19 protein-coding genes are annotated in these 26,143 nt (G+C 60.7%); 14 read left to right on the top strand and 5 right to left on the bottom strand.

What is annotated here, in order from left to right:
- The first annotated feature begins 73 nt into the window (after nucleotides 1-73).
- From ccmC to CPA54_RS00785, 10 genes are all read left to right on the top strand, one after another.
- Nucleotides 74-823, top strand: coding sequence for a heme ABC transporter permease CcmC (ccmC, locus tag CPA54_RS00830; RefSeq protein ID WP_249085374.1), 750 nt, complete (start codon nucleotides 74-76; stop codon nucleotides 821-823).
- A complete protein-coding gene (gene ccmD, locus CPA54_RS00825; RefSeq protein WP_043560918.1) occupies nucleotides 820-1,011 on the top strand; it encodes a heme exporter protein CcmD in 192 nt (63 codons plus the stop codon). The genes ccmC and ccmD overlap by 4 nt, the downstream gene beginning before the upstream one ends.
- Nucleotides 1,012-1,044: 33 nt before the next feature.
- On the top strand, nucleotides 1,045-1,593 hold the full coding sequence (ccmE, locus tag CPA54_RS00820; RefSeq protein WP_052349160.1) for a cytochrome c maturation protein CcmE: 549 nt from the start codon (nucleotides 1,045-1,047) through the stop codon (nucleotides 1,591-1,593).
- 19 nt (nucleotides 1,594-1,612) lie between these two features.
- Entirely contained in the window at nucleotides 1,613-3,619 is a 2,007-nt protein-coding gene (locus CPA54_RS00815; RefSeq protein ID WP_408902142.1) for a heme lyase CcmF/NrfE family subunit, read from the top strand.
- A complete protein-coding gene (locus tag CPA54_RS00810; protein WP_249085372.1) occupies nucleotides 3,610-4,212 on the top strand; it encodes a redoxin domain-containing protein in 603 nt (200 codons plus the stop codon). The genes CPA54_RS00815 and CPA54_RS00810 overlap by 10 nt, the downstream gene beginning before the upstream one ends.
- The gene (locus CPA54_RS00805) at nucleotides 4,209-4,661 is read left to right on the top strand and encodes a cytochrome c-type biogenesis protein (protein WP_086431173.1); all 453 of its coding nucleotides are present in this window, start codon (nucleotides 4,209-4,211) and stop codon (nucleotides 4,659-4,661) included. Before CPA54_RS00810 ends, CPA54_RS00805 begins: the two co-directional genes overlap by 4 nt.
- Nucleotides 4,662-4,664: 3 nt before the next feature.
- Nucleotides 4,665-5,126, top strand: a complete 462-nt coding sequence (gene ccmI, locus CPA54_RS00800) for a c-type cytochrome biogenesis protein CcmI (RefSeq protein ID WP_043560921.1) — start codon at nucleotides 4,665-4,667, stop codon at nucleotides 5,124-5,126.
- The gene (locus CPA54_RS00795) at nucleotides 5,123-5,491 is read left to right on the top strand and encodes a hypothetical protein (RefSeq protein ID WP_052349162.1); all 369 of its coding nucleotides are present in this window, start codon (nucleotides 5,123-5,125) and stop codon (nucleotides 5,489-5,491) included. Before ccmI ends, CPA54_RS00795 begins: the two co-directional genes overlap by 4 nt.
- Nucleotides 5,492-5,570: 79 nt before the next feature.
- Nucleotides 5,571-7,238, top strand: a complete 1,668-nt coding sequence (locus CPA54_RS00790; RefSeq protein ID WP_154981648.1) for an NAD-dependent malic enzyme — start codon at nucleotides 5,571-5,573, stop codon at nucleotides 7,236-7,238.
- 43 nt (nucleotides 7,239-7,281) lie between these two features.
- Nucleotides 7,282-8,688: a lyase family protein gene (locus CPA54_RS00785; protein ID WP_249085371.1), complete on the top strand. Its 1,407-nt coding sequence runs from the start codon at nucleotides 7,282-7,284 to the stop codon at nucleotides 8,686-8,688.
- Between the two features lie 79 nt (nucleotides 8,689-8,767).
- Here the strand turns inward: CPA54_RS00785 and purF are convergent, their stop codons facing one another.
- From purF to CPA54_RS00770, 3 genes are all read right to left on the bottom strand, one after another.
- On the bottom strand, nucleotides 8,768-10,210 hold the full coding sequence (gene purF / locus CPA54_RS00780; RefSeq protein ID WP_086431176.1) for an amidophosphoribosyltransferase: 1,443 nt from the start codon (nucleotides 10,208-10,210) through the stop codon (nucleotides 8,768-8,770).
- A 140-nt stretch (nucleotides 10,211-10,350) separates the two neighbouring features.
- Entirely contained in the window at nucleotides 10,351-10,905 is a 555-nt protein-coding gene (locus CPA54_RS00775; RefSeq protein ID WP_081562928.1) for a CvpA family protein, read from the bottom strand.
- Between the two features lie 52 nt (nucleotides 10,906-10,957).
- Nucleotides 10,958-11,266, bottom strand: a complete 309-nt coding sequence (locus CPA54_RS00770) for a hypothetical protein (RefSeq protein ID WP_193699548.1) — start codon at nucleotides 11,264-11,266, stop codon at nucleotides 10,958-10,960.
- 300 nt (nucleotides 11,267-11,566) lie between these two features.
- On the opposite strand from CPA54_RS00770, the gene CPA54_RS00765 reads away from it, so the two are divergent.
- From CPA54_RS00765 to CPA54_RS09200, 3 genes are all read left to right on the top strand, one after another.
- Nucleotides 11,567-13,258 (top strand): Hint domain-containing protein, encoded by a 1,692-nt coding sequence (locus CPA54_RS00765; RefSeq protein WP_249085370.1) that lies wholly within the window; start codon nucleotides 11,567-11,569, stop codon nucleotides 13,256-13,258.
- A gap of 149 nt (nucleotides 13,259-13,407) precedes the next feature.
- Nucleotides 13,408-14,115 carry a hypothetical protein gene (locus CPA54_RS00760; RefSeq protein ID WP_103765352.1) on the top strand — a complete coding sequence of 236 codons (708 nt, stop codon included), beginning with the start codon at nucleotides 13,408-13,410 and terminating at the stop codon, nucleotides 14,113-14,115.
- Nucleotides 14,112-16,013 carry a ShlB/FhaC/HecB family hemolysin secretion/activation protein gene (locus tag CPA54_RS09200; RefSeq protein WP_249085369.1) on the top strand — a complete coding sequence of 634 codons (1,902 nt, stop codon included), beginning with the start codon at nucleotides 14,112-14,114 and terminating at the stop codon, nucleotides 16,011-16,013. The genes CPA54_RS00760 and CPA54_RS09200 overlap by 4 nt, the downstream gene beginning before the upstream one ends.
- On the opposite strand, the gene hemA is transcribed toward CPA54_RS09200, so the two are convergent.
- Entirely contained in the window at nucleotides 16,010-17,218 is a 1,209-nt protein-coding gene (hemA, locus tag CPA54_RS00750) for a 5-aminolevulinate synthase (RefSeq protein WP_043560936.1), read from the bottom strand. The two genes, CPA54_RS09200 and hemA, sit on opposite strands and share 4 nt — an antisense overlap.
- Before the next feature lie 196 nt (nucleotides 17,219-17,414).
- On the opposite strand from hemA, the gene CPA54_RS00745 reads away from it, so the two are divergent.
- Entirely contained in the window at nucleotides 17,415-18,680 is a 1,266-nt protein-coding gene (locus tag CPA54_RS00745; RefSeq protein WP_086431179.1) for an MFS transporter, read from the top strand.
- 114 nt (nucleotides 18,681-18,794) lie between these two features.
- Here the strand turns inward: CPA54_RS00745 and CPA54_RS00740 are convergent, their stop codons facing one another.
- Nucleotides 18,795-25,925 (bottom strand): autotransporter domain-containing protein, encoded by a 7,131-nt coding sequence (locus CPA54_RS00740; protein ID WP_249085368.1) that lies wholly within the window; start codon nucleotides 25,923-25,925, stop codon nucleotides 18,795-18,797.
- Nucleotides 25,926-26,143: the final 218 nt, after the last annotated feature.

The raw sequence follows: 26,143 nt of genomic DNA, 5'->3' as shown, positions 1-26,143 counted from the left end.
CCCGGAACGTCTGCCGCCATGATGACACCATTTTTCATTTCTCTTCTTTCCGTGAAGCCGCCATACTTGCCCCATGTCTTTTTCCACCTACCCCGCACCATCCGGACGATGGACAGGCAGCCCGGCCCGATTCCTGCATGTCACCCGCCCCATGGCCCTGCCCTGCCTGCTTGTCGGGCTGGCGGTACTGGCTGCCGGGCTGATCTGGGGCCTCGGCTTCGCCCCGGCAGACTGGCAGCAGGGCGAGACGGTGCGCATCATGTATCTGCATGTCCCCATGGCGTGGCTGGCTTCTGCCGGTTACGTGCTGCTGGCTGCCTGCGGGCTTCTGTCCCTCGTCTGGCGGCATCCGCTGGCCGGTATCGTCGCCCTCGAAACCGGACCGCTGGGAGCCACGGCCGCCGCCCTGTGCCTGATCACCGGGTCGCTCTGGGGCAAGCCGGGCTGGGGGACATGGTGGGTCTGGGATGCCCGACTGACCTCCATGCTTGTGCTGTTCTTCCTCTATCTCGGACACATCCTGACCATCCGGGCCTTTGACGACCCCGTGCGGGGCCAGAGGGCCGCTGCCCTGCTGGCTCTGGCCGGTGTGGTGGACCTGCCCATCATCAAGTTCAGCGTGCAGTGGTGGAACACCCTGCACCAGCCCGACAGCATCACCCTGACCGGTGCCCCCACCATGGCCATGAGCATGTTCTGGCCCCTGCTCGTCTGCACGGCAGGCTTTACACTGACGGGAACGGCCCTGCTCCTCATACGCTGCCGGGCCGCCCTGCTGGAGCGCCGCACCCAGGCATTGGCCCTGCGGGACATCTCACCATGACCGCACCCGCCTTCTGGCCCCCGCACTGGGGGTTCGTGCTGGCCAGCTACGGGCTGGTCATCGTCATCCTGGCCGTGACGGTCAGCAGCAGCCTGCTCCGCCTTCGCCGGGCCAAACGGCGGCTTGCCCTCATGCAGCGTCTCCAGCAGAAAACGGCAAATCTGCCTGCCGGACAGGAAAGGGATTAACAGCCCGCCCTCGTGTCTTTAAACGGGAACGGTATGTCTGCGTCATTTCCCCTCACCCGCCGCAAGGCCGGACGTTTCTGGATCATCCTGGCCTGCCTGCTCTGCCTAGGTGGGGCGGTCGGGCTGGTTCTCAATGCGCTTTCCAGCACCATCGTCTTCTTCATGGCTCCTTCACAGGTGCTGGCCCATCCGCCGGCACCAACCCGGACCATCCGGCTGGGCGGCATGGTCGTGGCCGGGTCCCTCCATACTGGCAGGGCCTCCGACGACACGCCAGAGGCCCGCTTTGACGTGACGGACGGGCAGGCTGCCGTCACCGTGCAGTATAGGGGCATCCTGCCGGACCTGTTCCGGGAAGGGCAGAGCGTGGTGGCTCTGGGCCGGTATGATGGCCACGGCTTCACCGCCAGCGAGGTTCTCGCCAAGCATGATGAAACCTACATGCCCAAAGAGGTTGCCGATGCTCTCCAGAAAAGTGGCCGGTGGGACCCCCGTTTCGGCCCTCCTCCCAATGCCGCCGACTGGAACAGCATGACCGTGCCCCACCCGGACACGCCTCCCGGGCCAGGGGCCGCACCGTGACATGACCATGCTGGCCACCATCTTCTGCCCCGAGGGCGGGCATTTTGCGCTGGCTCTGGCCTGTGCCCTGGCCCTCATGCAGGGTGTCCTGCCGCTGGCCGGTCTCCGCCGGACGGACAGCCCCCTGACGGCCCTGGCCCGCCCTCTGGCCCTCAGCCAGTGCCTTGCCCTGCTTTTTGCATGGACCTGCCTCGTCACCGCCTCTCTGGGCAATGATTTCTCCCTGAAACTCATTGCCGAAACCTCGGCCATCAACAAGCCGTGGGCCTACAAGATCGCCGGTCTCTGGGGCAATCATGAGGGTTCCCTCCTGCTCTGGGTCACGCTGCTGAGCCTCTGGTGTGCAGGGCTGGCCCTTCTCCCCGGCCAGAGTGCCGCCCGGCCGGAAGGGCTGCCCCTCCGCCTGCGGGCACGGCTTCTGGCCCTGCTGGGACTGGTGGGAGCTGGCTTCCAGCTCTTCTGCCTGACGACCTCCAACCCCTTCCTGCGGCTCTGGCCCGTTCCGGCCGACGGGATGGGCATGAATCCGCTCCTTCAGGACCCCGGCCTAGCCGTGCATCCCCCGCTGCTCTATAGCGGTTATGTCGGCTTTGCCGTGCCCTTCGCCTTTGCCATCAGTGCACTGCTGGACGGCAGGGCTAATGCGCTCTGGGCCCGCCACATGCGCCCGTGGGTCATCAGTGCCTGGGCCCTGCTGACGCTGGGAATCACGCTCGGGTCATGGTGGTCCTATTCCGTGCTGGGATGGGGGGGATACTGGTTCTGGGACCCGGTGGAAAATGCCGCCCTCATCCCATGGCTGACGGGCACAGCCCTGCTGCACAGCGTTCTGGTCGTGGAGAAACGCAATCTGCTGCACGTCTGGTGCCTGCTGCTGGCAATTGCCACCTTTGCCTTTTCCCTCTCCGGGACGTTCCTCGTCCGGTCGGGCATTCTCAATTCCGTCCATGCCTTCGCCAACGACCCAGCCCGGGGGCTGTTCATTCTGGGGCTTCTGGGCCTGTATGGCGGCGGCAGCCTGCTGCTCTTCGCCATCCGTGCTCCTGCCCTGCCCACCCCGCAGGCAGGTTTCTCGCCCCTCTCCCGTGAGAGTGCGCTGCTGCTCAACAACATCCTGCTCTGCACGCTCTGCGCCGTCGTGCTGACGGGGACGCTCTACCCCCCCTTCATGCAGCTGCTCTTTGGCCGCACCCTCTCCGTTGGCAAACCCTTCTTTGACGCCACGACCATTCCGCTCACCCTGCCACTTCTGGCCGTCATGGGGGTGAGCATGGCCCTGCCATGGCGACAGGCCAGAGCGGACAGGCTCCTGCCCCGTCTGGCCCCGGCCCTGCTCATCACGGCCGGAAACATCCTGCCCGCCTTCTGGCTGTTCCCCACACCACTGGCGGCCCTGTCGGCCCTGCTGGCCCTGTGGGTCATCAGCGCCGCCCTCTGTGACCTGATCCTCCGTCTGCGTGGCCTGCCTGAAGGCAGCCGCCAATTGCACCGCCTGCCCCGCAGTCTCTGGGCCGCCAGCCTGGCCCATGTCGGCGTGGGGGTGACCATCCTCGGTCTCTGCGGCATGGCGGGCAGCCAAGAACGCCTCATAGAGGCCAGACCCGGCACCCATGCCACGCTGACCGGGCGGGACTGGGAACTGACCGCCCTGACCGCCCATCACGGCCCCAATTATGAGGCCGTGGAAGCACACCTGACCATCCGCCATCACGATGCCCACGGGCCGGTTCTCACAGAACTGACGCCAGAGATCCGCCTCTTCCCCCGGCAGGGGCAGCGTACACTGCATGTCGCCATCCTCCACCGCCCGCTGGAAGACCTCTATGCTGCCCTTGGCAGCGTGAAGGAAGAGCGTGACCCACAGGGGCAGAGCCATTACAGTGCCATCCTGCGCCTGCATGAAAATCCTCTGGCCTCATGGATATGGCTGGGCGGCATCATCATGGCCCTTGGCGGGGGGCTGCATCTGCTCCCCTCACGGCGGCGTCCGAAACCGGTGGAAGGGGAGCTCAGATCATGCCGCTGACACGCCGCCATCTTCTGGCCGCCCTGCCCGTCTTGGGGGCTGCGGGGCTGGGACTTGGATTCATCAGGATACTTCATGGACTGGATCGGGGGCAGTTTGATCCCAGAGCCATCAACACCCCGCTGACGGGCCAGCCCGTGCCGGAGTTCCCCGCCCTCTCCTCCCTGCCCGGACAGGCCGGGCTGACCCGGGAAGATTTCAGGACCATGACGCAGCCGGTCCTGCTGTCTGTCTGGGCCTCATGGTGCCTGCCCTGCGTGGAAGAAATCCCGTTCATCAGCCAGCTTGCCGCCTCCCTCGCCGCTCCCCGGAAGAAGCGTGATGCACCGCTGGCCCTCTGGGGCCTCTGCTACAAAGACCAGCCCGCCAGTGCCTCCCGCTGGCTGGAACGGGCAGGCCAGCCTTTCACCCGGCTTGGTCTGGATCAGGATGGACAGGCCGCCATTGAATGGGGTGTGACCGGCGTGCCGGAAGCCTTTCTCATCATGCCTGACCCGCAGATGGGCGGACGGATTGTCTGGCATGGAACGGGTGGCCTGACGGAGGCGGTCTACCAGACCCGTGTCGTTCCGCATCTGGAGGCAGCACCATGAGGCTGGCCGTCACCCTGCTCCTGCTGCTTCTCGTCAGCCCGACCTGTCTGGCCGTGGACACGCCGGATGAGATGCTGTCTGACCCGGCTCTTGAGCGGAAGGCCCAGCAGATCGGCCAGCAGCTCCGCTGCCTCGTCTGCCAGAATGAAAGCATCGAGGAAAGTTCTGCCCCTCTGGCCAGGGACCTGCGCCATGCTGTCCGCCAGCAGCTCCAGCAGGGACATACGGCAAAAGAGATCAGGGCCTGGATGGTCCAGCGATACGGAGAATTCATCCGGCTTCGCCCCGCCTTCTCGCCAGCCACGGCGCTGCTCTGGCTCATGCCCCTGCTCGGCCTCATGGTGGCCCTGCTTCTGGCCTGCCGTTTCTGGTACCGTCCCGCTCCGCCACCGGCACCCCTCACACCGGAAGAACGCCGCACTCTGGACAGCCTGCTGAGAAAGGACTGACCTATGTCACTGCTGATCGTTGCCCTCATCTGCCTGTTCATCGGGCTGCCCATCGGCCTCAGCCTCATCCTGCGGATGAAGGTCTCCAGCCAGACGGACGACCCCACCCTGTCCCTCTACAGACGTCGGCTTGATTCGCTGGAACGGGACCGGAAGGCCGGCCTGCTGGAAAAACAGCCCTATGATGCAGCCCGCATCGAGACGGAGCGGGAGATCGTCAACCATGTCTCCACCCCGCCCCGGAGCCTCTCCGGTGCAGGCAATGCCCACAAGATCATCGGCCTTGCCACCCTGCTGCTCATCCCCCTGCTGGCCCTGCTGCTCTATGCCATCAATGGCCAGCCCTTCTTCGGACCGCAGCCTGCCAGCCAGATTCCAGCATCCGCCTTCAGGACCTCGCCCATCAGCCCACCGGCCAGCACCATGACACCATCATCCACTTCCCAGAGTGGCCAACAGCCATGAAACCCGGTCCACTCCCCCGCCTGACACGCAGTGCGGCCACCCGTCTGGACAGCACCCCGCAAAGCCTGCCCCCACGCAGCATGAGTGCCTGCCCCTGCTGCCATCAGCCGCTACAGAACACGGCCAGTGTCTGCCCGCACTGCCGGGCCGAAAAACATTATGGCCCTGTGAAACGGGAGGTCCTACTCTCCTCTCTTTGCGGTCTGGCGCTGGTCCTTGGCCTCACCCGGCTGCTTTTTCCCCAGCTCTTCGCCCCCTTCTCCCCATGGTTGATTCTGCTCATGCTGGCAGGACTGGCCGTAGGGTTCATCTTTGCCCAGTTCCGCTTTGCCGGAGACCGGTGGCTGCACCTCCACAAAGACTGAAGGCGGGTTCCTTTTCACCCTTCATGAGCCTATCATCTGCCCCGTTTTCCAGCCTGCATGATTCCGGAGGATCATACCCATGTCCGCTACGCCATCTTCCCATCCCGTCACCCAGCGTGGCATGGCAGTGCTGAATGATCCCCTCCTGAACAAGGGCACCGCCTTCCCCTGGGAAGAACGCACGGCCCTGGGGCTGCATGGTCTCCTTCCACCCGGCATCCACACGCTGGAAGAGCAGGTCGCACAGGCCTATGAAAACATCATGAGTGAAACGGACATGCTGGACCGGCATGTTCGCCTCCGTGCCATACAGGACACGAACGAGACCCTCTTCTATGCCCTGTTGCAGAAGTATCTCACGGAGCTCATGCCTGTCGTGTACACACCGGGTGTAGGGCAGGCCTGTCAGGAGTTCTCCAGAATCTGGCAGAAACCACGGGGGCTCTTTCTCTCCGGGTCGGACCGTGGACACATGGCAGGTCGGCTGGCTGCCATCCCCAATGACGACATCCGCCTTGTCATCGTCACGGATGGTGAGCGCATCCTCGGGCTGGGCGATCTGGGAGCCAATGGCATGGGCATCCCCATTGGCAAGATTTCCCTCTACACGGCCTGCGCCGGGATCAATCCAGCCCTGATGATGCCCATCATGCTGGATGTCGGGACGGACAACGTCGCCCTCCGCAATGACCCTACCTATATCGGCAGCCGCACCCCCCGCCTGAGAGGGCAGGACTATGAAGACTTCATCGAGGAATTCGTAACGGCCCTTCAGGCGCGCTGGCCGGGCTGCCTGCTGCACTGGGAGGATTTTGCCGGACGCAATGCCGCACCACTTCTCCAGCGTTATCGGAACCGTATTCCCAGCTTCAATGATGACATTCAGGGCACGGCAGGCATTGCCACAGCTGCCATCCTCAGCGGCCTGAAGGCCAAAGGCGAAACACTGGAGCAGCAGTGCATTGCCTTTGCAGGCGGCGGTGCGGCGGGTATTGGCATTGCCGGGCTTCTCCTTGCCGCCATGAAGGCCGAAGGGCTGTCGCAGGAAGAGGCCCTGAAGCGTTTCTATATCGTGGACCGCCAAGGCCTGCTGACCCATGACATGGACGGGCTGAGCGAAGGGCAGGCCCTCTTTGCCCGGCAGGATGAAACAGCCCAGAATGGACAGGGCCGGACTCTGGCGGAGGTCATCAGCAAGAATCACCCGACCATCCTCATTGGTGTTTCCGGTCAGGCGGGCCTCTTCAAGGAAGCCATGATCCGGGAGATGGCGTCATACTGCTCCCATCCCCTCATCTTCCCTCTCTCCAACCCGACAAGCCATGTCGAGGCCACTCCGATGGACATTCTGACATGGACAGGCGGACGGGCCATCGTCAGCACGGGCAGCCCGTTCTCCCCGGTTGAACTTGATGACCGCAGCATCATCATTGACCAGACCAACAATTCCTACATCTTCCCCGGTCTTGGGCTGGGGGCGCTGGCCTGCAAGGCAGAAAACATCAGCGAGGGGATGATCATGGCCGCAGCACAGGCTGTTGCAGCCCTCTCCCCGATGCAGACCGGGGGCAGCAACCTGCTTCCCCCCATTGAGACCATTCATGATGTCGCCCTGAAGGTTGCCCACGCCGTAGCCCGGCAGGCCCAGGAAGAACAGCTCTGCCCTGCCCTTGATGATGAAACCTTGCAGGAAGCCCTCTCCACCCTGAGCTGGCGGCCCCGCTACCAGCCCTACCGGGCAGCCTGACCCTCTCCTCTTTTCCACCATTCTCCGGCAGGACCTCTTCATCATGGCAAACCGTACAGAAACTGATGGCCTCGGCCCGATCGACGTTCCCCAGACAGCCCTCTGGGGGGCCCAGACCCAGCGGTCACTCCGCTATTTCAGCATCGGGCAGGAACTCATCCCCCGTGAGATGATCGAGGCCTATGCCATTCTCAAGCGGGCCTGCGCCGTAGCCAATGCGGCCAGCGGACGGCTGGAAAAGGACAAGGCAGAGCTCATCGTCCGCATCTGTGACGAGATCATGAGCGGAATGCATGACCGGCACTTCCCTCTCCATGTCTGGATGACTGGCTCCGGCACGCAGTTCAACATGAATGTCAATGAGGTCATCGCCAACCGGGCCAGCCAGATGACCGGGCAGAAACTGGGCAGCAAGAAGCCGCTGCACCCGAATGACCATGTAAACATGGCACAATCCACCAACGACACCTTCCCCAGTGCCATGTACATTGCCAGCGCCCTGACAGCCCATCGCCGCCTGATCCCGGCGCTGGAACGCCTGCACGGGGCCATTGCCCACAAAGCCGCACAGTGGAAGCACATCGTCAAGGTAGGGCGGACACATCTTCAGGATGCCGTGCCCATCACGCTGGGACAGGAATGGAAAGGCTATGCCGGGATGCTGGAAGACAACCTCCAGCGGCTGGAGCAGGCCCGTGACGGACTGCTGCCGCTGGCTCTGGGGGGGACAGCCCTTGGTACGGGCGTGAACACCGACCCGCAGTTCGCTGCCCGGGCCTGCAAGGAGATTGCCCGCCTCACCCAGCTGGACTTCACCAGCGGGGCCAACAAATTTGCCCTGCAGGGAGCGCATGATGCTCTGGTGCATCTCTCCTCTACCCTGCGGACGCTGGCGGGCAGCCTCTTCAAGATAGCCAACGACATCCGCCTGCTGGCCTGCGGCCCCCGGGCGGGGCTGGGTGAGCTGAACCTGCCGGTGAATGAACCCGGCTCTTCCATCATGCCCGGCAAGATCAACCCCACACAGGCCGAAGCCCTGACGATGCTGTGCCTTCAGGTCATGGGCAATGACGTGGTCGTAGGCATGGCAGGCGCTGGCGGAATGCTGGACATGAACGCCTACAAGCCCGTGATGATCCAGAACATCATGCAGAGCCTGACCCTGCTGCATGACGGCATGGAAAATTTCCGCCGCTTCCTCATCGAGGGCACGACCGCCAATGAGGACCATATCCGCCAGCAGCTGGACCATTCCCTTGTGCTGGTCACGGCCCTGTCCCCCAGCATTGGGTATGACAGAGCCTCGCAGGTCGCTCACCATGCCGTGGAGAACGGTCTCAGCCCCCGCCAGAGTGCGCTGGCTCTCGGCTTCATGACAGGTGAGGAGTATGACCGTGTGGCCGACCCGAAACTGATGCTCCAGCCGAACATCAAACCACCCAAAAACTGAGAGGCAGCATCCACACACAAAAAAGGCCTGGCAGAACCAGCCGCTAGGCCCTTTTTTATGCAGCGTGGGCTTGACCCACTTACTGCTGGATCAGATTGCCATCCTTGTCCACCAGTGTGATGGGGTAATCCCCGGAGAAGCAGGCATCGCAGTTTGTATGGTTCTCCACCGGCCGCCCCTGATGACCAAGGGCACGGTAGAGGCCATCGAAACTGATGAACGCCAGACTGTCCGCATTGATGGCCTTGCACATCTCTTCCAGCGAATGACGGGCGGCCAGAAGATGCTTCTCGGAGGGCGTATCAATCCCGTAGAAGCAGGGATGTTTGGTCGGTGGAGAAGTGATGCGCATGTGCACTTCCTTCGCTCCCGCTGCCCGGACCATGTCCACAATCTTGCGGGATGTTGTGCCGCGCACGATGGAATCGTCCACCAGAATGACCCGGCGTCCTTCCAGCACGGCCTTATTGGCCGAGTGTTTCATCTTCACGCCAAGATTACGGACCTGATCGGTCGGCTGGATGAACGTCCGGCCTACATAATGGTTGCGCACGATGCCCATCTCATAAGGCAGGCCACTCTCATGAGCATACCCGATGGCAGAAGGCACGCCAGAATCCGGCACAGGCACGACCACATCAGCGTCGACCCCACTCTCCCGGGCCAATTCGCCACCGATGCGGGTTCGCACTTCATAGACGGACTGTCCCTCCAGCACGGAATCCGGCCGGGCAAAATAGATGTATTCAAAAATGCAGAACCGGCGGCCAACATCCCCAAACGGCCAGAGAGATTTCACCCCATCCGCATTGATGACGACAATTTCACCCGGCTCGATGTCACGCACATAGTCAGCACCGATGATGTCCAGCGCACAGGTCTCACTGGCAAGCACCCAGCCGCCCTGTTTGTCCTCATGCCCGGGCATGCGGCCCAGAACCAGCGGTCGCACGCCCAGCGGGTCCCTCATCCCCAGCATCCCGTCATCCGGTGTCAGGGTAATGAGGGAATAAGCCCCCTTGATCTTCTTTGCCGCATCCATCAACCGCTCGATCACCGTGTCATAGAGCGAAATGGCGACAAGATGGACGATGACCTCCGTATCCATCGTGGAATGGAAAATACAGCCACGCTTTACCAGCGCCTTGCGCAGGGTGGCGGCATTGGTCAGATTGCCATTATGGGCCACGGCCAGACCACCAAAGGCGTAATCGGCATAGATGGGCTGGACATTGCGCACATGGCTGCCACCCGTTGTGCCATAACGGTTGTGCCCTATGGCCGCCTCCCCCGGCAGGCCTGCTATCACGTCCTGATTGCCAAACACATCCCCGACAAGGCCCAGCGCCTTGTGCTGGTGGAACGTGTCGCCATCAAAACTGACGATACCGGCCGCCTCCTGACCACGATGCTGGAGGGCATGCAGGCCGAGAGCTGTCAGCGCTGCCGCATTCGGCACACCCCAGACACCAAAAACACCACATTCCTCATAGGGACGACTGGACGATTCAGGAAAAGACATATCGATGGAGCAAACCTGACGGGCGAATCCCGCTCATATCTAAGTGGCACAGCGGCACAGGCAGCCAACCCCTTGAAAAAACCGGCCATTGCCCTTCTTCAGGGCAGCCTGTCCGTCAGGGTGATGCCTGCGACCCCCCTTCAATGGCTATTCGATGGCAGAAAGGCAAGATGTTCCGACCATGAAAGCGGTATATATCCCTGCAAAAAAGCCACGCCACGCACCACGAAGGGTGCAAGGACGCTCCCCTGCATGGCGGCTTCCAGCCAGTCCTGCGCCAGATAGCTGCCCGCACAGAAGAGCAGCACCAGCACGACATAACCCCGCACCAGCCCGAAACCAGCCCCAAGCAGCGCGTCCAAGGGGCCGGAGAGCAGCCCTCTCATGCCACGGGCCAGCTGGCTGGTCACCAGATTCAGAACAATCATGACCAGAACGAACAGCCCCAGCCGCCCGCCCCAGGTGAAAACAGCCGTCCCCTGAAAGGTAGGGGAAACAAGCGGAGCCAGATGGGACAAGGCCACGCCCCCCCAGCGGCCTACCAGCCAGAAACTGCCTATCCAGACCAGCAGGGCTCCGCTCTCGTGCGAAAGCCCTCTCACCAGCCCCCAGAGGGCCGACAGGCCAACAAGAACCAGCATGGCCCAGTCCATCGCGCCAAGATGCTCCAGAAATGTTCCGTGCAGGCCTGTCATTGCGGCTCCCGTCGCTCTTCCACCATCAATCCCGCTACCTGCCACCAGCCTGTCAGGGCAGCTTCGTGGAGCGGTAACGGCCCCCCTTGCGGGCCCGGATGCCACGTTTCAGCAAATCGGATGAAAGGTCAATCCGCTCACTCAGTTCCTGCCAGATGGCACTTTCATCCACACCATGCTGCTGCCATATCTTCCGTATCTCCAGCAGGAACACCGCACTATCCTCGACCAGGGCCTTCGGCTCCCCGTACAGATAGTCCAGAAGACAATCGGTAGCCTGCTCGGCCAGCATCTTGCATTCCTGCCCATCCTTGTTTCTGACCCCAGCCATGGCTGGCCCATATCGTGCAGACTGTGTCATTTCGGCTCCCATCATATCCACCCTGCCCCTCCTGCAAAAGAGGAGAGGGCACACAGGTCTGTTACCCACATTCAAGGGAGGAACAGAAATTAATAAAAATTCAATAATAAATTTATTAATACTATGTTAGTGAAAAATAATACAATTCATTAACAGGAAAATCTTTTCTTTTTCTAATACCATTCAAGGAATTCAGATATCATCGCTGAAATTACACCACAAAAATACCACAGAGCCTCATCATCATCTCCCTATTTCGTACAGAATCATCGACGGTCTGCACCCCACTGGAGAACAGTCATGTCAATCACATGGGAAAAACCACAGAAGTACTCCAACCTGTCTCCTGATACAGGGGGCGGCAATACTGCTGGTCTCCCCGGCTTCTGGTTTGGTCCGGAGACCCTCCCGAACCCAGCAACCGGGAACGTTTTCAACACCCGGCTCACTGCAACAAACCAGCTCACTTCTGCCCAGCCGATATATCAGCTGGCCATGGTCCAGGGCGTGAACATAAGCCAGTCGGGAGACAAGGCTGTTGTCCTCATGCATATCCCCAACACAAATGTTTTTGCTGTAACGTACCTGTCTTATGTAGGTTCGTTTACCTACAGGGATGTCATTCCTCCAACTCCTTCTGTCGTTGCAGAGTTTGCGATAAAGAATGTTCAATTCATAAAACAGATAGGGGACGGGCAACAGTATGCCCCTCTTCCTCCTGACGAACAACAGACGTATCTTGGCCTGTCCAATCTGGCAGCAGCCGTCCAAACCGGGAAGCATTATCTCTATCTACAGCTTGTCCCCAATACGGGCTTTGATTCCCTGAATCAGGGCAGCCCAGCGACACCGGGATCGCCTGTAACACTCAGCAATGTCGACTGGACCTTTGACACCGGCGTCACCAACATCGACATTGCCTGCTTCCTCCCCGGGTCCATGATCATGACGGATGCTGGACCTCGGGCTGTCGAAACTCTCGCTGTCGGTGACCTCGTCCTGACCGGCCCTGACGGCAACCAGAAGCTGGAGCCCATAACATGGGCAGGGCGGGGCCATATCGATGTCCAGCCCCATCTGCCGGATGACCGGGCAGGCTATGCCGTCTGCATCAGAAAAAATGCACTGGGAGATGGCTGCCCTGATGCCGACCTGTATGTAACATCAGAGCACACGCTCTATCTTGATGGCCATTTCGTCCCGGTGCGGATGCTCGTCAATCACCGGTCCATCCACTATGACCGTGAACGTCTCTCTTATGACTATTATCACTTTGAGACGGCAGAACACAGCATCGTCCGTGCCAACAGCGTGATGACGGAAAGTTATCTCAGCGGCAGCAGCCGCCGCAATTTCCATGAGATGACTTTCCTCCAGGAAGGAAATGTCGTGGCTTTCCCGCCCTCCAAGAGCTGGGAAAAGGATGCCTGCGCTCCGCTGACCGTGGATACCGCCTCCATCCGGCCACTGCATGAGGCGCTGGACGAGCGGGCGCGTGCCCTCGGTTTTGCCCGGCAGGTACCACCTGTCTCCCTGGTGCAGGATTCAGACTTCCATCTGGTCACCAATGCCGGGGACGTTCTCTATCCTGTCCGCCGGATACAGGACCGGGCCATCTTCCTTCTGCCGGAAGGCGTGACAGCCCTTTACCTTCGCTCCCGCACAAGCCGCCCCTGCGACACCATCGGCCCCTATGTGGATGACCGCCGTTTCCTCGGTGTCCTCGTCGGTGCCGTGGAGCTGTACCAGGAAAAGCAGACCCACCGCCTGACATCCCATATGTCGGATCCTCACGCTTCCGGCTGGGATGTGGTGGAGAACAGCCCCTGCCGCTGGACAAACGGCAACGCCCTCCTCTCTCTGGAAGAGTTTCCCACCATTCATGAGCGGGACATGCTGAGCATCCAGCTCCTGGCGGAAGGGCCCTATGTTGATGAGGCCGGGATAGCCCAGCCAACCATTTCCCTGCCTGAAAGTGTGGCACAGAGATGAGGCCCCTCCCGGCCTGTCCCAACCATATCGGGACAGGCCGGGACTGTTCCCACTCCCCCGAAATACTTTGCCACTCATGAAAGATACTTTATACATCCCCTGTCCGTGAACGGCTGCATTGTCTGTCCACCAAGGGGGGGTCATCTGTCATGGGTGCCTGCACCACAGCCATTCTGACCAGAATCCTGCCTGCCCTGCTGGCTGGCGGTGTACTGTATGTCTCTGCTCCCCGGTCAGCATTGGGCCAGAGCACACCGGTGGCCGGTTATTCCCCGGGCGCCCGGAGCGCAACCACCGCCAACACGATGCTCGACAGTGTCGTGGGCAACACCCATTCCCCCATAAAGAACCAGACCAGCCTTACCGGGGAACTTTACCATATTGCAGCGGATGGCACGGTCACGGCGCCCAACGGGCTGCTTGTCTCTCCCGGCGGGTGCCAGACACCGGGCACGGCCCATCTGCCAACCTCCATGAAAACTGCAGGGCCACACACGCCGTACCGCTTCGGCACGCTGAGACACGGCAAAGGGTTCGAGACGGTAACCATCGGAGTCAGCGCCCAGCCCGACCTGACCACGACAGACCCCAAGGCGCCCAGGGCACGCCGTGCCACCCTGAATGCCTCCTTCGGCCCGACCGGGCTTTACATTCTCCCGGAACCCTGCGCCCGCACCGGCTCCAGCGACAGCGCCCTGACGCTGGATGCCGCCGCCAGCCTGGCCAGTGCCGACGGGAATGCCTTTACCCTTGCAGGAAACCGCTCCAGCGAAATTCCCGTCAACAAGGCGGAAACCCTGCCTGATGGAGATGTGGAGCTGCGCAACAGTGCTCTCCCCGGTGCTGCTGCCCCGTGACCGTCAGCCCGTTCCGTCTTTTCGCCCTGCCCGTCCTCTCTTTCCCGTCCTGCGGGTCCGCCATGGCTCTGGCAGCCCTGTTTCTACCGGGAACAGCCATGGCCCAGACCATTCCTCCGGCCAGCACCCCCGCCGGGATTCCGGCTACAGCCCTGCCCACCCCCCTGGGGTTTTTCAATCATCATACGATCGGCAGTCCCTCTGCCGATACCAGGGGGACCGAACCGGATACCAGCCGTACACCATCATCCCACCCCATCATCCCTCTCCAGCCGGGGACTGCGGGCCCCAACCCGACCCCGCATCTGGAAGACACTCTCGCCCTGCCCCGCCTCCAGGCCGTCATCCTGCAGCCGGCAGGCCATACAGGCAGCAGAACAGCCCAGCAGCCCATTTCTTCCGAAGGGCTGAAGCTGAGCCACGCACCCGGTCTCTATCGGGTAATCCTCCCCTATATCGGCCATCCTCTGACATTCCAGAAAATGCATGAGCTGACGGGAGCCATCGCCATCTTCTTCCGCCAGCATGACCGGGCCTTCATCAGCATCACCGTGCCTCCCCAGCGTGTACACGAGGGCGTGCTGCATATTGATGTCTCGGAATACCGGCTTGACCGCATCACCGTGCATGGCAACCGCTGGACACCTGCCTGGCAGGTCCGGCAGGCCAGCAACCTCACTCCCAACCAGACCATGGCCCTGACGGCCCTCCAGACAGACCTGGACTGGCTGAACCTCAACCCCTTCCGCACGGCGGACCTCATCTACCGCCCCGGCAGCCACCCCGGCAGCACGGATGTGGACATCAACGTGACAGACCGCTTTCCCGTCTATGGCTATGCCGCCATGAACAATCAGGCGGACCGCTCACTGGGCCGGCTCAACTGGTACACGGGGGCCTCATGGGGCAATGCTTTCGGGCTGGGACAGATACTGACCTACCAGTTCAACCGCACCTTCATGAACCGGTTCGACAACCACACGGGCAGCTGGACCATCCCGCTCCTCGGCCATAATGCCTTGCAGATTTTCGGGAACTATGCCCTCTCCCACCCGACCAGCAACACGCCGGGCCTCATCAACCGGGGTCTCAGCGGGCAGGTCTCACTGCGCTGGCTGCACATGTTCGACCATATTGCCCTTGGCCGGGATGCCGGGCTGGACGGCATGATCCAGCTCGGTTTTGACTGGAAAAACACCCATTCCGACCAGTTCTACCATGCCCACACCATCACGCTCTCCAAAGCCGCCACGGCCCAGTTTGTCGTGGGCTATACAGGGTCCATACAGGACCCGTGGGGGCAGACGCAGATCAACAACCAGTTTTTCTACGGTCCCGGCGGCCTGATGAAAAATGATACGCGGCGAGCCTATGAGAGCATCTTCCCTCTCTCCAGCCCCAATTATGTCTATGACCGGCTGATGCTCACCCGGACACAGAACCTGCCCTACGGCTTTTCTTCCACAACGAAGGTAACATTCCAACGGGCCAGCAAGAACCTGCTCTATAGTGAACAGCTCATGATCGGCGGCATGGGCAATGCTCGTGGCTATTTTGCCAATACATCCTTCGGCAGCAACGGCAATGCCGTCAGCGAGGAAGTCTTCACTCCCGCTCTCTCCCTGCTCCAGCTGGCTCACCTGCCCACACCGGGACAGCCGGACAGCAACAAGCTTGGCATCTTCTGGGACTGGGCGGACAACCGGCAGGTCCACCATGTGGGCACGGGCGCCCGGGCGGCCACCCTCGCCAGCGTGGGCGCCGACCTTACCGGCAGTCTGAACCAGCACATCAACGTCACTTTTGATGCTGGCATCCGCCTACGCCGCATCCACACGACGGAACTGGCAAACCGTCGTGGGACCTTCTGCGACTTTCAGATTGTCGGAGGCTTTTAAGCCTCCGAACGGGGCAGTTTCAGTTCTGTCCAGAGCGTGTCCAGCGCACTGACCAGAGAGGTCAGCTCCTCTTCCGTATGGAGCGGCCCCGGGGTCAGGCGCAGGCGCTCCGTCCCTCGGGGGACGGTCGGATAGTTGATAGGCTGGAGATAATGGCCGAAGCGCTTCAGCAGGCTGTCCGTCAGCTCACGGCAGAGGGTGGCATCTCCCACCATGACGGGCGTGATGTGCGACTGACCAGGCATGTAGGGGATTTTCACCTCGTCCAGCTTCTTCCTCAGCAGGGCCACGGCCTCCCGCTGCCCCTTGCGCTCGGCATCGCTGTGGCGCAGATGCCGGACACTGGCCAGCACACCCGCCGCAATCATCGGCGGCAGGGAGGTGGAGAAAATGAAGCCTGAGCCAAAAGAGCGCACGAAATCACACAGGGCAGCAGAGGCTGCGATATAGCCCCCCACCACGCCATAGGCCTTGCCCAACGTCCCCTCGATGACGGTCAGCCGGTGTTCCAGACCACGCTCCTGCGCTACGCCGCCACCCTGCGGGCCATACATGCCCACGGCATGGACCTCATCCAGATAGGTCATGGCGTTGTAACGGTCGGCCAGATCGCAGATTTCTTCAATCGGAGCAATGTCACCATTCATGGAATAGACGGACTCGAAGGCGATGATCTTCGGCGTATCCAGAGGCAGCTCTTTCAGCCTGGCCTCAAGGTCTTCAAGATCATTGTGCCTGAAGATGCGTTTCTCCGCACGGGAATGGCGGATGCCTTCGATCATGGAGGCATGATTGAGTTCATCAGACAGCACGACACAACCTTTCAGCCGTGCGGCCAACGTGCCCAGCGTCACCCAGTTGGAGAGATAACCGGAATTGAAAAGCAGGGCACTTTCCTTGCCATGCAGGGAGGCCAGCTCCTTTTCCAGCAGGACATGGTGATGGTTGGTGCCGGAGATGTTCCGTGTCCCGCCTGCACCTGCACCACTTTCATCCAGAGATTTATGGATGGCCTCCAGCACTGCGGGGTGCTGCCCCATACCCAGATAGTCGTTGGAGCACCAGACCGTTACATCACGCCCGACGCCATGGTGGAAGGCTTTGGGAAACCTGCCGACGTGACGTTCCAGCTCCGCAAAATAACGGTAGCTGCCATCAGCCCGGAGGCCATCCAGCGCATTCTGGAACAGGGTATCATAATTCATAGACATTGCTCTCCTCAGGGTCATCAATTTATGGTCCGCCCCCCAGAAAGCAAGGTTTAAACACTGTTATAAACGAAAACATGGTTACAGGACCCATTAAACAGGACTATCTGGCTACAGTTTTTTTACCCACTCCTCTATAGCTGGTGGCTCCATATCTCCCTAGGCGGGGAACATCGTTTGCCGGAGGCCTGTCTTGCCTGTTTCCGCTTCTTCCTCCTCTCCGGGTGGCCGGCCCGGATTCAGCGCCCTGCTGCCTTACTGGCAGGTCACCCTTGCTGCTTTCAGCGGCTGGTTTCTCGATGCCTTTGACCAGACAACCCTGATGTTCACCCTGCCCGACATTGCCCGGGATTTCGGCTGCACGCTGGCCGCCCTTGGCAGTGTCTTTCTGGCACAGGCTCTGGGACGGGCCGTAGGCAACACGGGTTGGGGCTGGCTCTCCGACCGTTTCGGCCGCAAGCCTGCCTTCACGCTCGGCATCCTCTTCTTCGCCCTCTTTGCCGCCCTCACGGGGACAACCCACAGCATCACCACGCTGGTCATCACACAATTCCTGTTCGGGATCGGTTTTGGTGGAGAATGGACGGCCTCCGCCACCCTGCTGATGGAAAGTGTTCCCGGCCCGCTGCGGCCTCTGGCCTCCGCCACCATGATGGCCGGTTACGAAATCGGCTATATGGCAGCGGCCGGAGCACAGGCCCTCATCCTGCCCCATCATGGCTGGCGTGTCATGTTTTTCATCGGGCTGCTGCCTGCCCTGCTCATCTTCTTCATCCGTTTCAGGGTGAAGGAAAGCCCTCTCTGGCTCGCTGCGCAGGAAGAGAAAAAGCGTCAGCACGATCAGGCTCCGGCAGAACCGGCCGCCTCTTTCTGGCAGACTGCCCGGCAGTTCTGGAACGGCGCCGCCTTCCAGGCCATTGCCTTCATGTGTTTTCTGGAGTTCCAGAAGGCCGCCCTCTACACATTCTATCCTGCCATCCTGCGGGACAACCACCATCTCAGCCCCCAGCTCATCTTCTGGCCGGTGGCCCTCTACTGCCTCGGCTCGCTTGCCGGGAAGATCCTCTGCGGGGCACTGGCAACCCGCTTCGGGGAAGGGCTCGTCATGCGGGTGGCGCTCGGAGCTGTCATGCTGCTGATCATCCCCTTCCTCACAGCTGGACCATGGGCCATCCTGCTGGCCTCCGCCTTCTTCATCGGGGCAGCGGCCTCCGGTATCTATGCTCTGGTGCCCCATTATCTCTCCCAGCGCTTCCCCGATGCAGGCCGCAGCGCAGGCATGGGCACCAGCTATGCTGTCGGCTCTCTGGGGCAGGGTGTGGCCGGGCGGCTGGTCCCCTCCCTTGCTCCGCTGCTGGCAGGAGGGTTGCCTGCTGCCGCCATCCTCTGCGTTCTTTCGGGAAGTTTCATCAGCCTCGGCATCACAGTCTTCCGCCCGAAAGACGTGCAGGATTTCTGAACCGTTCCGCCTTCCCTGAAGGCCTTTCTCCCTGGCAGAAGGGCATGAAAAAACGGGGTGGAGCCTGCGCCCCACCCCGTTCCTTCCAGCAGGAGATGTCCCCCGGTCCGCCTCTCAGAAGCGGACCTTGACGGACCCTGTCCCACCACTCTCGGTGGACTGGTTGCCATACTGCCCGATATAGGACAGGTCCAGGTCAACACGCTCGCTCACCCGGGCGGTCACACCAGCCTGCACGACGGCCGCATTTCTGGAAAGCAGCACACCGGCCACATCCATGTCACCGGCACCACTACCCATGGCGAAGGTCTCACGCTGGCGGGAGCCCGTCCGACCAAAGGCATGACGGTATGCAGCGGACAGGTGCGGCATGAAGACCGCCTTGCCAATGCCTACAGTCGTTGCCGTGCGGAAGCCGAAGCTCGAGAAGGTCACACCCGTATCCGTCCCGTGGCTGTGCAGGGCAGCCTCGTTGCCATGCTCACGATAGCTGTCGCTCTGCATGTTCACATAAGCCACGTTCATGAACGGCTCGAACATGCTGCGTTCCCCACGGAACTTGTAACCCAGCTCCCCGAAGCCCTGGGCCGTACCACCCAGATAGCTGCTGCTGAGACGCCCGCCATAATCACCCACGGCAACATGACGATGGGTATTGATGACGTTCCAGCTATAGATGGCCCCGAAGCGGAGATTCAGGCGACCCCAGTGCGTCCCGGCATAGGCACCAATGCTGATATTGTTGCTGTTGGCCGAGGAGGAACGACCACGCTGAACGTTGAACTGGGAATGACCGTAAGAGATCAGCCCGCCAACACGCCAGTTGCTATGGTTGATTGGCCCATCCGCCCCGATGACAAAGCCTGCGGTGTTATGGTGCATGAGGGCAGCATTGCCGTCCCCACTGTTGAAGCCCATGCCACCATAGGCCTGCCCCCACAGGACCGCATGATCGGAATAGCAGGCGCCATCCTTCCTGCGTGTCTTCAGGTCATAGAAGCTCTGGCCATTGTGACCATAGTCACAGTCGGCCGCAGCCAGACGGTTCAGGGCTGCATTGCGGATATAGAAGCTGTCCTGGATCAACCCTGTACGGATGGAGGCGTGAAGCTCACCAGACAGGTTGTTCAGCGCATGACGGGCCTGGTCTTTTGTCAGGACCGTCATGGCCTTGGCCAGATCACTGTTTTCGGAGATATGGTTCAGCCCTTCCCCGGCAGCGATCTCGTTGCGGGTCTGGCCCACATACTCGAAACCATGGATGGAACGACGCAGCATCACATCCACATCATTGCCCTGATAGACAAGACGAGGATCAAGATAGGCGTAATCCTGACCGATATTGGTCTCCAGGTCATCATAATGACCATTCACGCCACCATTGGCCGTCAGCACATGGTAGGCCTGACCATATTTCAGGGCCGTCGGGTCCTTCACCTTCAGAGCCAGCGTACCCCCCTGGAGGTCCGCCTTGCCTGAGACCAGAACCTGGTCAGACTTCAGCTCGCTGTAGGAGAAGCCGTCCGGTGCGACCAGCTGACGCCCGGTCGCCTCATTGCTCCCGCGGATGGACAGGACCGAGCCCTTGGCCATGGTCAGATCACCCATGACATGCAGGGCACCCGCATCTGTCTCGTTGCCAGCCCCCAGCATACCGCCGCTGGACACGACCGTGCTGCCCACGGAGCCATTACCGGCCAGAACGGCACCATGCTGCACGGTCATGGCAGAATGGCTCATGTTGCCATCAACAATCATGTCTCCGGACTGGATGTCCGTCGGACCATTGAAGCCGGAACCATCACCAGCAAACGTGAACACCCCAGTGCCCGTCTTGGTCAGGGCATGATCACCGGCACTGCCATCATCCGTCAGGACGACATTATTGCCCAGTGTCATCCGGTTCTCATCCTGCACGTCGAACACTGCCCCCTTGGAGCCGATGGCCGTATTCACGTTGCTGGTCAGATCAGAACCCTTGATGTTCTGGAGCGTACCGCCATCCAGCGTCAGCTGGGCCTTGGCACCCTCTTCGGCCACTAGGCCGGGCTTGCCATCAATATCACCAGCACTCAGCCTGCTGCCACTCAGCACATCGAGTCTGGCGTCGGTGCCATCAGCCGGAGCTGTCTCCGCTTTGGCAAACACGACCGGACCATGGCTGTGGAGAGCTGCACCATCAGAGAGGCTGACGTCACCCGCCTTGCCTGCACCAATCTTCACACTACTGTCTGTCGTCAGCTGAGCCTTCGCCCCGGCCAGAGCCAGCGTACCACCAGCCACGGAGACAGGCCCCCCAAGATGGGACTGGTCTGTCAACGTCTCATGACCACCGGAAAGTGTCAGCCCGCCATTGCCGGACAGGGACCCGGCATAGGTATCCTTGGCATTGGTCAGAGTCAGGGTGCCATTGAGAACACCATTTCCAGACCCGGCAAGGGAGCCGGCATCAGAACCATGATCCGTGACGCTGAAAGATCCGCCATTGGCCGCCAGCGTCCCGGCAATCTGGTTCCCGTCAAGGGTCAGGTCACCCTTGCTGTTGGTGACATCACCCGTGACATGGTTGCCTGCACCCAGCGTCATGCTGCCGCTGTTGTCCGCAGAGGCCAGAGTGCCACCCGTCGCCTTGAAGGTCGCCCCGTCAGCATTGGTCACGTGACCAGCCGTGCTGTCTGCCAGAGAGGCCGTACCAGCCTGGTTGGCAACATCAGCCAGCGTGGCGTTCTGTGCCGCCAACTGACCATGGTTGGCCGTCGTCCCGGCAATCTGGTTCCCGTCAAGGGTCAGGTCACCCCTGCTGTTGGTGACATCACCCGTGACATGGTTGCCTGCACCCAGCGTCATGCTGCCGCTGTTGTCCGCAGAAGCCAGAGTGCCACCCGTCGCCTTGAAGGTCGCCCCGTCAGCATTGGTCACGTGACCAGCCGTGCTGTCCGCCAGAGAGGCCGTACCAGCCTGGTTGGCGACATCAGCCAGCGTGGCGTTCTGTGCCGTCAAGGTACCAGTGTTGGTCGTGGTCCCTGCAACCTTGCCACCATTGACGTCAGTCGCAGCAGCGTTGTTCAGATTGCCAGCAAGGGACCCTGTCAGGTTCAGACGACCGTTCTGGACATCCGTATCCCCCGTGTAGCTGTTCGCCCCGCTGAGCGTTGTCGTGCCCTGCCCTTTCTGGACGAAGGAGCCGGTACCGGAGATCGTCTGACCCAACGTGACATCATTGCTGTGATCCACAGCCAGAGTCCCGTCATTGACAATGTCCTGCTGGCCGACAGACCCTGTCGTCCCACCATTGCCGAGCTGGAGCGTGCCAGCCTCAACATGGGTCGGCTTTGCAAAGTCATTGTCGGAGCTGAGGATGAGCGTACCAAGGTCCGTCTTTTCCAGCCCTGTGCCGCCATCAACCTTGCTGCCATCAATGACAGAAGCGATCTCTGCCGTGATGTCCTTGCCAGAAGACGTCCCGTCACCCACACGGATGACCGTCTTGCCGGTGGAGGCATACAGGTTGTCGCCTGTCACGAGGTAATTCTTGCCATCAAGGTTAGCAAACTGGGCACCGGAGAAGATGACCGGAGCCTGCGTGCCATCCTCGGCCTTGTCATTGACATGGACCGTACCGGCAGAGGCTGCAAAAATGGCCATGTTGCCATTCTGCCACTGGCCGTTGGCAGAGCCGTCGGCTGTAGCCCAGCTGGGTGTGCCCTGCGGTCTTGCCGCCGTCCAGACACCATCCCCACCGTCAACGCGGCCATTGCCCCTTCCATCATCGGAGCGATGGGCGCTGCTGCCACCATCCCAGTAGTTGAATCCACCTGTATTGACCGCCAGGTTGACCTGATGGTCGATGGATGTCTGGACAACCATCCCCTCTGGAAGAGGCTTGGAGGCCACGTCAACCGACTGCTGGGTTCCAGAAAGCACACCACCGTAGCTGTACAGACGGTACAGACCGGCCATCAGCGAAGAATTGTTCACATCCGGACCAGCATCAACCGGCTGGATGGACAGCGTGCCACCAAGCGCCAGGTTCCCCTTGACGTTGATGAAGTCGTTGTAGGCGCCACCTTCCGTATCAGCCTGCCCCAGACGGAAAACCTGACGGGACCCATCGGCCAGATTCAGGCTCCCGTTGACGGTCAGTGTGGACGGCGCCTCAGCCGTCCCGGCGGCCAGTGTCCCGCCAGAGCCGATATTCACATCGCCACCGATCGTCCCCGTACCGCGCAGCGTGGCGCCATCGGTAACGGATGTCAGACCCTTGGCGGCGCTGTTGTCACCGTTCACATCGAGCTGCCCGCCCGTCTGCACGAGAGTGTTGCCAGAATAGCTGTTATTGCCTGTCAGGACTTCGTGCCCACCAGAAACCGTCAGCCCGCCATTGCCACCCATGCTACCGGCATAGGTACTGCTGGCATTGGTCAGGTTCAGCGTGCCTTCCAACTGGGCATTGCCGCTCCCTTCAAGAGATCCGGCGGTGAAGCCGTTATTACCGATGGTGAGCTGGCCACCATGAGCTGCCAGCACGCCCTTTGTTTTGGAACCATCCAGCATCAGGTCGCCTGCGTGCTGGGCAATGTTCCCATGGACAATGACACCCTGATCCAGCGTCATGTTGCCATTGTTCACGACAGAGTCCAGCTGCCCGCCCGCTGCACTGAAGGTCCCGCCGGATTCGTTGGTGACATCAGCCAGTGTCGCCTTGCTGGCGGTCAGTGTTCCACTGTTCGTGGTCGTACCAGCAACACGTCCGCCAGTGATGTCTGTCGTTCCGGCATTGTTCAGCGCACTGGCAAGGCTCCCTTTCAGGGTCAGGCCACCATTCTGCGTGACATCGGTCTCACCCGTGTAGGTGTTGTTGCCTGCCAGGGTCTCACGTCCCCCGGAGATGGTCAGCCCGCCATTGCCGGAGATGTTGCCTGCATAGGTGTCAGCTGCCTTGGTCAGGTTCAGCGTGCCTTCCAGCTGACCATTCGCACGACCGGCAAGCGATTCTACACTGGCGCCACCGCTGGTAATGTCAAACGTGCCGCCCCTGGCAAAAAGCACGCCGTTGACCTGAGAATCATCAAGGGTCAGCTTGCCGTCATTCTGAAGGATATCACCATTGACGACACTCTTCTGCGCCAGAAGGAATGTCCCCGTGTTGGTGAACGTCGCCAGCTCACTGTCATAGAACTCTGCATCACCACCATTGGTGAAGTTGCCCTTCCTGGGCACGGAACCCGCCCGGTTGGTGAGGTCATCCTCATCCCCCATCCGGTTGGTGATCGTTGCTCCGGAATCCCCACTGCGGCCTGCCAGAACGTCCGAATTGCTCTCCGAGTCCGCAGCGGACGGGAGGCCCGGAACCTTGGAATGGACAGCCAGAACCTTGCCGGTATTCGCAAACCGCCCATCAACAACCGTATCCTTGAAGTCCAGCACGCTTTTTTCGGTGCTGGTCACTTCATGAACAAGCGTGTTCCTCAGGGTCGCATTGCCACCAAGATTGACAAGATTGGCCAGCGTGCTGTCCGTGGCCGTAAAGCTGCTGTTGTTCGTGACCACGCCCTTGACGTTGGTATGATCAACAGACGCCGTACCGATATTGGCCAGTGTCCCGTCCAGCTCACCACCCTTCTGCACATACGTGCCGTTGGTCTGGTTGATGACCTGACCCGACAGCGTCGCATCCGTCACGGACAGGGTACCGGCTTCCACGTTCGTCATGCCCTTGTAGGCAAGATTACCCGAAAGCCCCAGGGTCCCCGTGCCGGTCTTGTCGACCCCACCATCCCCCGTCAGGCCGCCTTTCCATGACATGGTGTTGCTGTCCTGGACATTGAACTCGTTCATACCAGTCAGATTGGCAGCAACCGTGCTGGTGAAATCACGCCCCTGGATGTTCCGTATCGTGGCGGCATCAAGATTGATGGCAGCCTTGGCTCCGTCCTCTGCGGCGATGGCAGGAGAAGAGCCATCATCACCAGCTACCAGCACACCATGATCCAGCACATTCAGCGTGCCATCGGAGGCTGCGCCGGTCCCCGGCACACCGAAGCGGATCGTCCCGTCATTCTGGAAGCGCCCGCCATCAACCGTCACGGTCCCCTTGCCACCAGCACCGATGATCGTGTTGCCGTTCTGCATCGTACCATCGACACCGACAACGAGGCTCCCGTTGCCGCCATCCTCGCCAAACCTTGCTTCATCAGCGCGGAAGCTGGCACCGTCGCTGATATTCACAACACCGGTCCCCTCGTTACCGATGTGGGCATTGGTAGCTTCCACGGCAGAGCCTCTGCCCGTCACATTCACTGTGCCAGTCAGAGACGGTGAAGCTGCGGCATAAAATTCATCAGCCTCAACACGGGAACCATTCTCGACGTTCAGCTCACCATTCTGGTAAATGCCAACGGCAACATACGCACCCTCGTTGGTACGGTTGTTGATCTGCGCTCCGTCCGTCAGTGTGGCATCACTCTTCCCGATCGGGCCAGACCCACCACCATAAGTCGGGTCGCCGTTACCGATGAAGACGGACTTCCGCTGTATCCTGGCGTCCGGACCTTCCAGCACCAGATGACCCTCATTCCCCCGTGCCAGACCAACACTCAGCGGACCTATTGGACTGCCTTTTGCCGTGGACAAGGACCCTTTGTCCCGCAGGATCAGCGTACCATTGCGGATGTCCACAGTGCCGTCGATCTGGTTCTGGCCTGTCAGCACCTGTGTGCCAGACAGCAGACTCAGGACACCCGTTCCCTTGAGGGACCCGCCATACGTCTCCCCTTTACCTTGGGCGATCGCCAGCTCCCCCTGATAAGGGGCGGACAGATCGGGGGACGGTGTCATGACTAAACTGGTGTTGTCACCCGCCTTGTCGAGCACGGCATCTGCACTGCCTGCCAGGGACTGCACCAGCGTACCACCATGGCTCGCCCCGTTATGCCCGAAAATGGCCGTGCCCCCATCCAGATGCAGGGTACCAGCCACGCTTGTACCATCCAGACCGAGCTGACCATCCTTCTGGTACAGGTCCCCCTTGACCTCCGTTCCCTGGGGAAGGTTGCGCGTCTGAGTATTCGTCATGTCTCCGGAAGAAACAGACGCACCATCATCGGCACGGGCCACACTGCCCACCCCAGCGACCAAGGATACTCCGCTGAGCAGAGCCAACATGTAACCAAAACGGCGATACCCTGCCTTGTGGCTCGCCAGATACCGCAGCGGGGCCTGCCCGCTCTGCCCAGTAATCAACACCGGCTTATCCTTTAATATCCACACTGTTGCAACTGGAGGTGCTGCGTATACCTCCGCCCACTGTGGAAACCGGTACCTGGTGATTAGGGTCTAATTATCACATAACTTTGGCAGAAACTTGACTAACAAATTACTTCTTTTAATTTTATGTTAATATGCTCTGTTATGTTAGGTAATTATGATATGTTTCATTAATAAATGATTTCCAATATTCATGA

This window comes from Parasaccharibacter sp. TMW2.1890, assembly GCF_023337645.1.
In the GTDB taxonomy this organism is placed as follows: domain Bacteria; phylum Pseudomonadota; class Alphaproteobacteria; order Acetobacterales; family Acetobacteraceae; genus Bombella; species Bombella apis.
The sequence above is the reverse complement of the archived record's forward strand: the minus strand, read 5'-3'. Positions and strand labels throughout refer to the sequence as shown.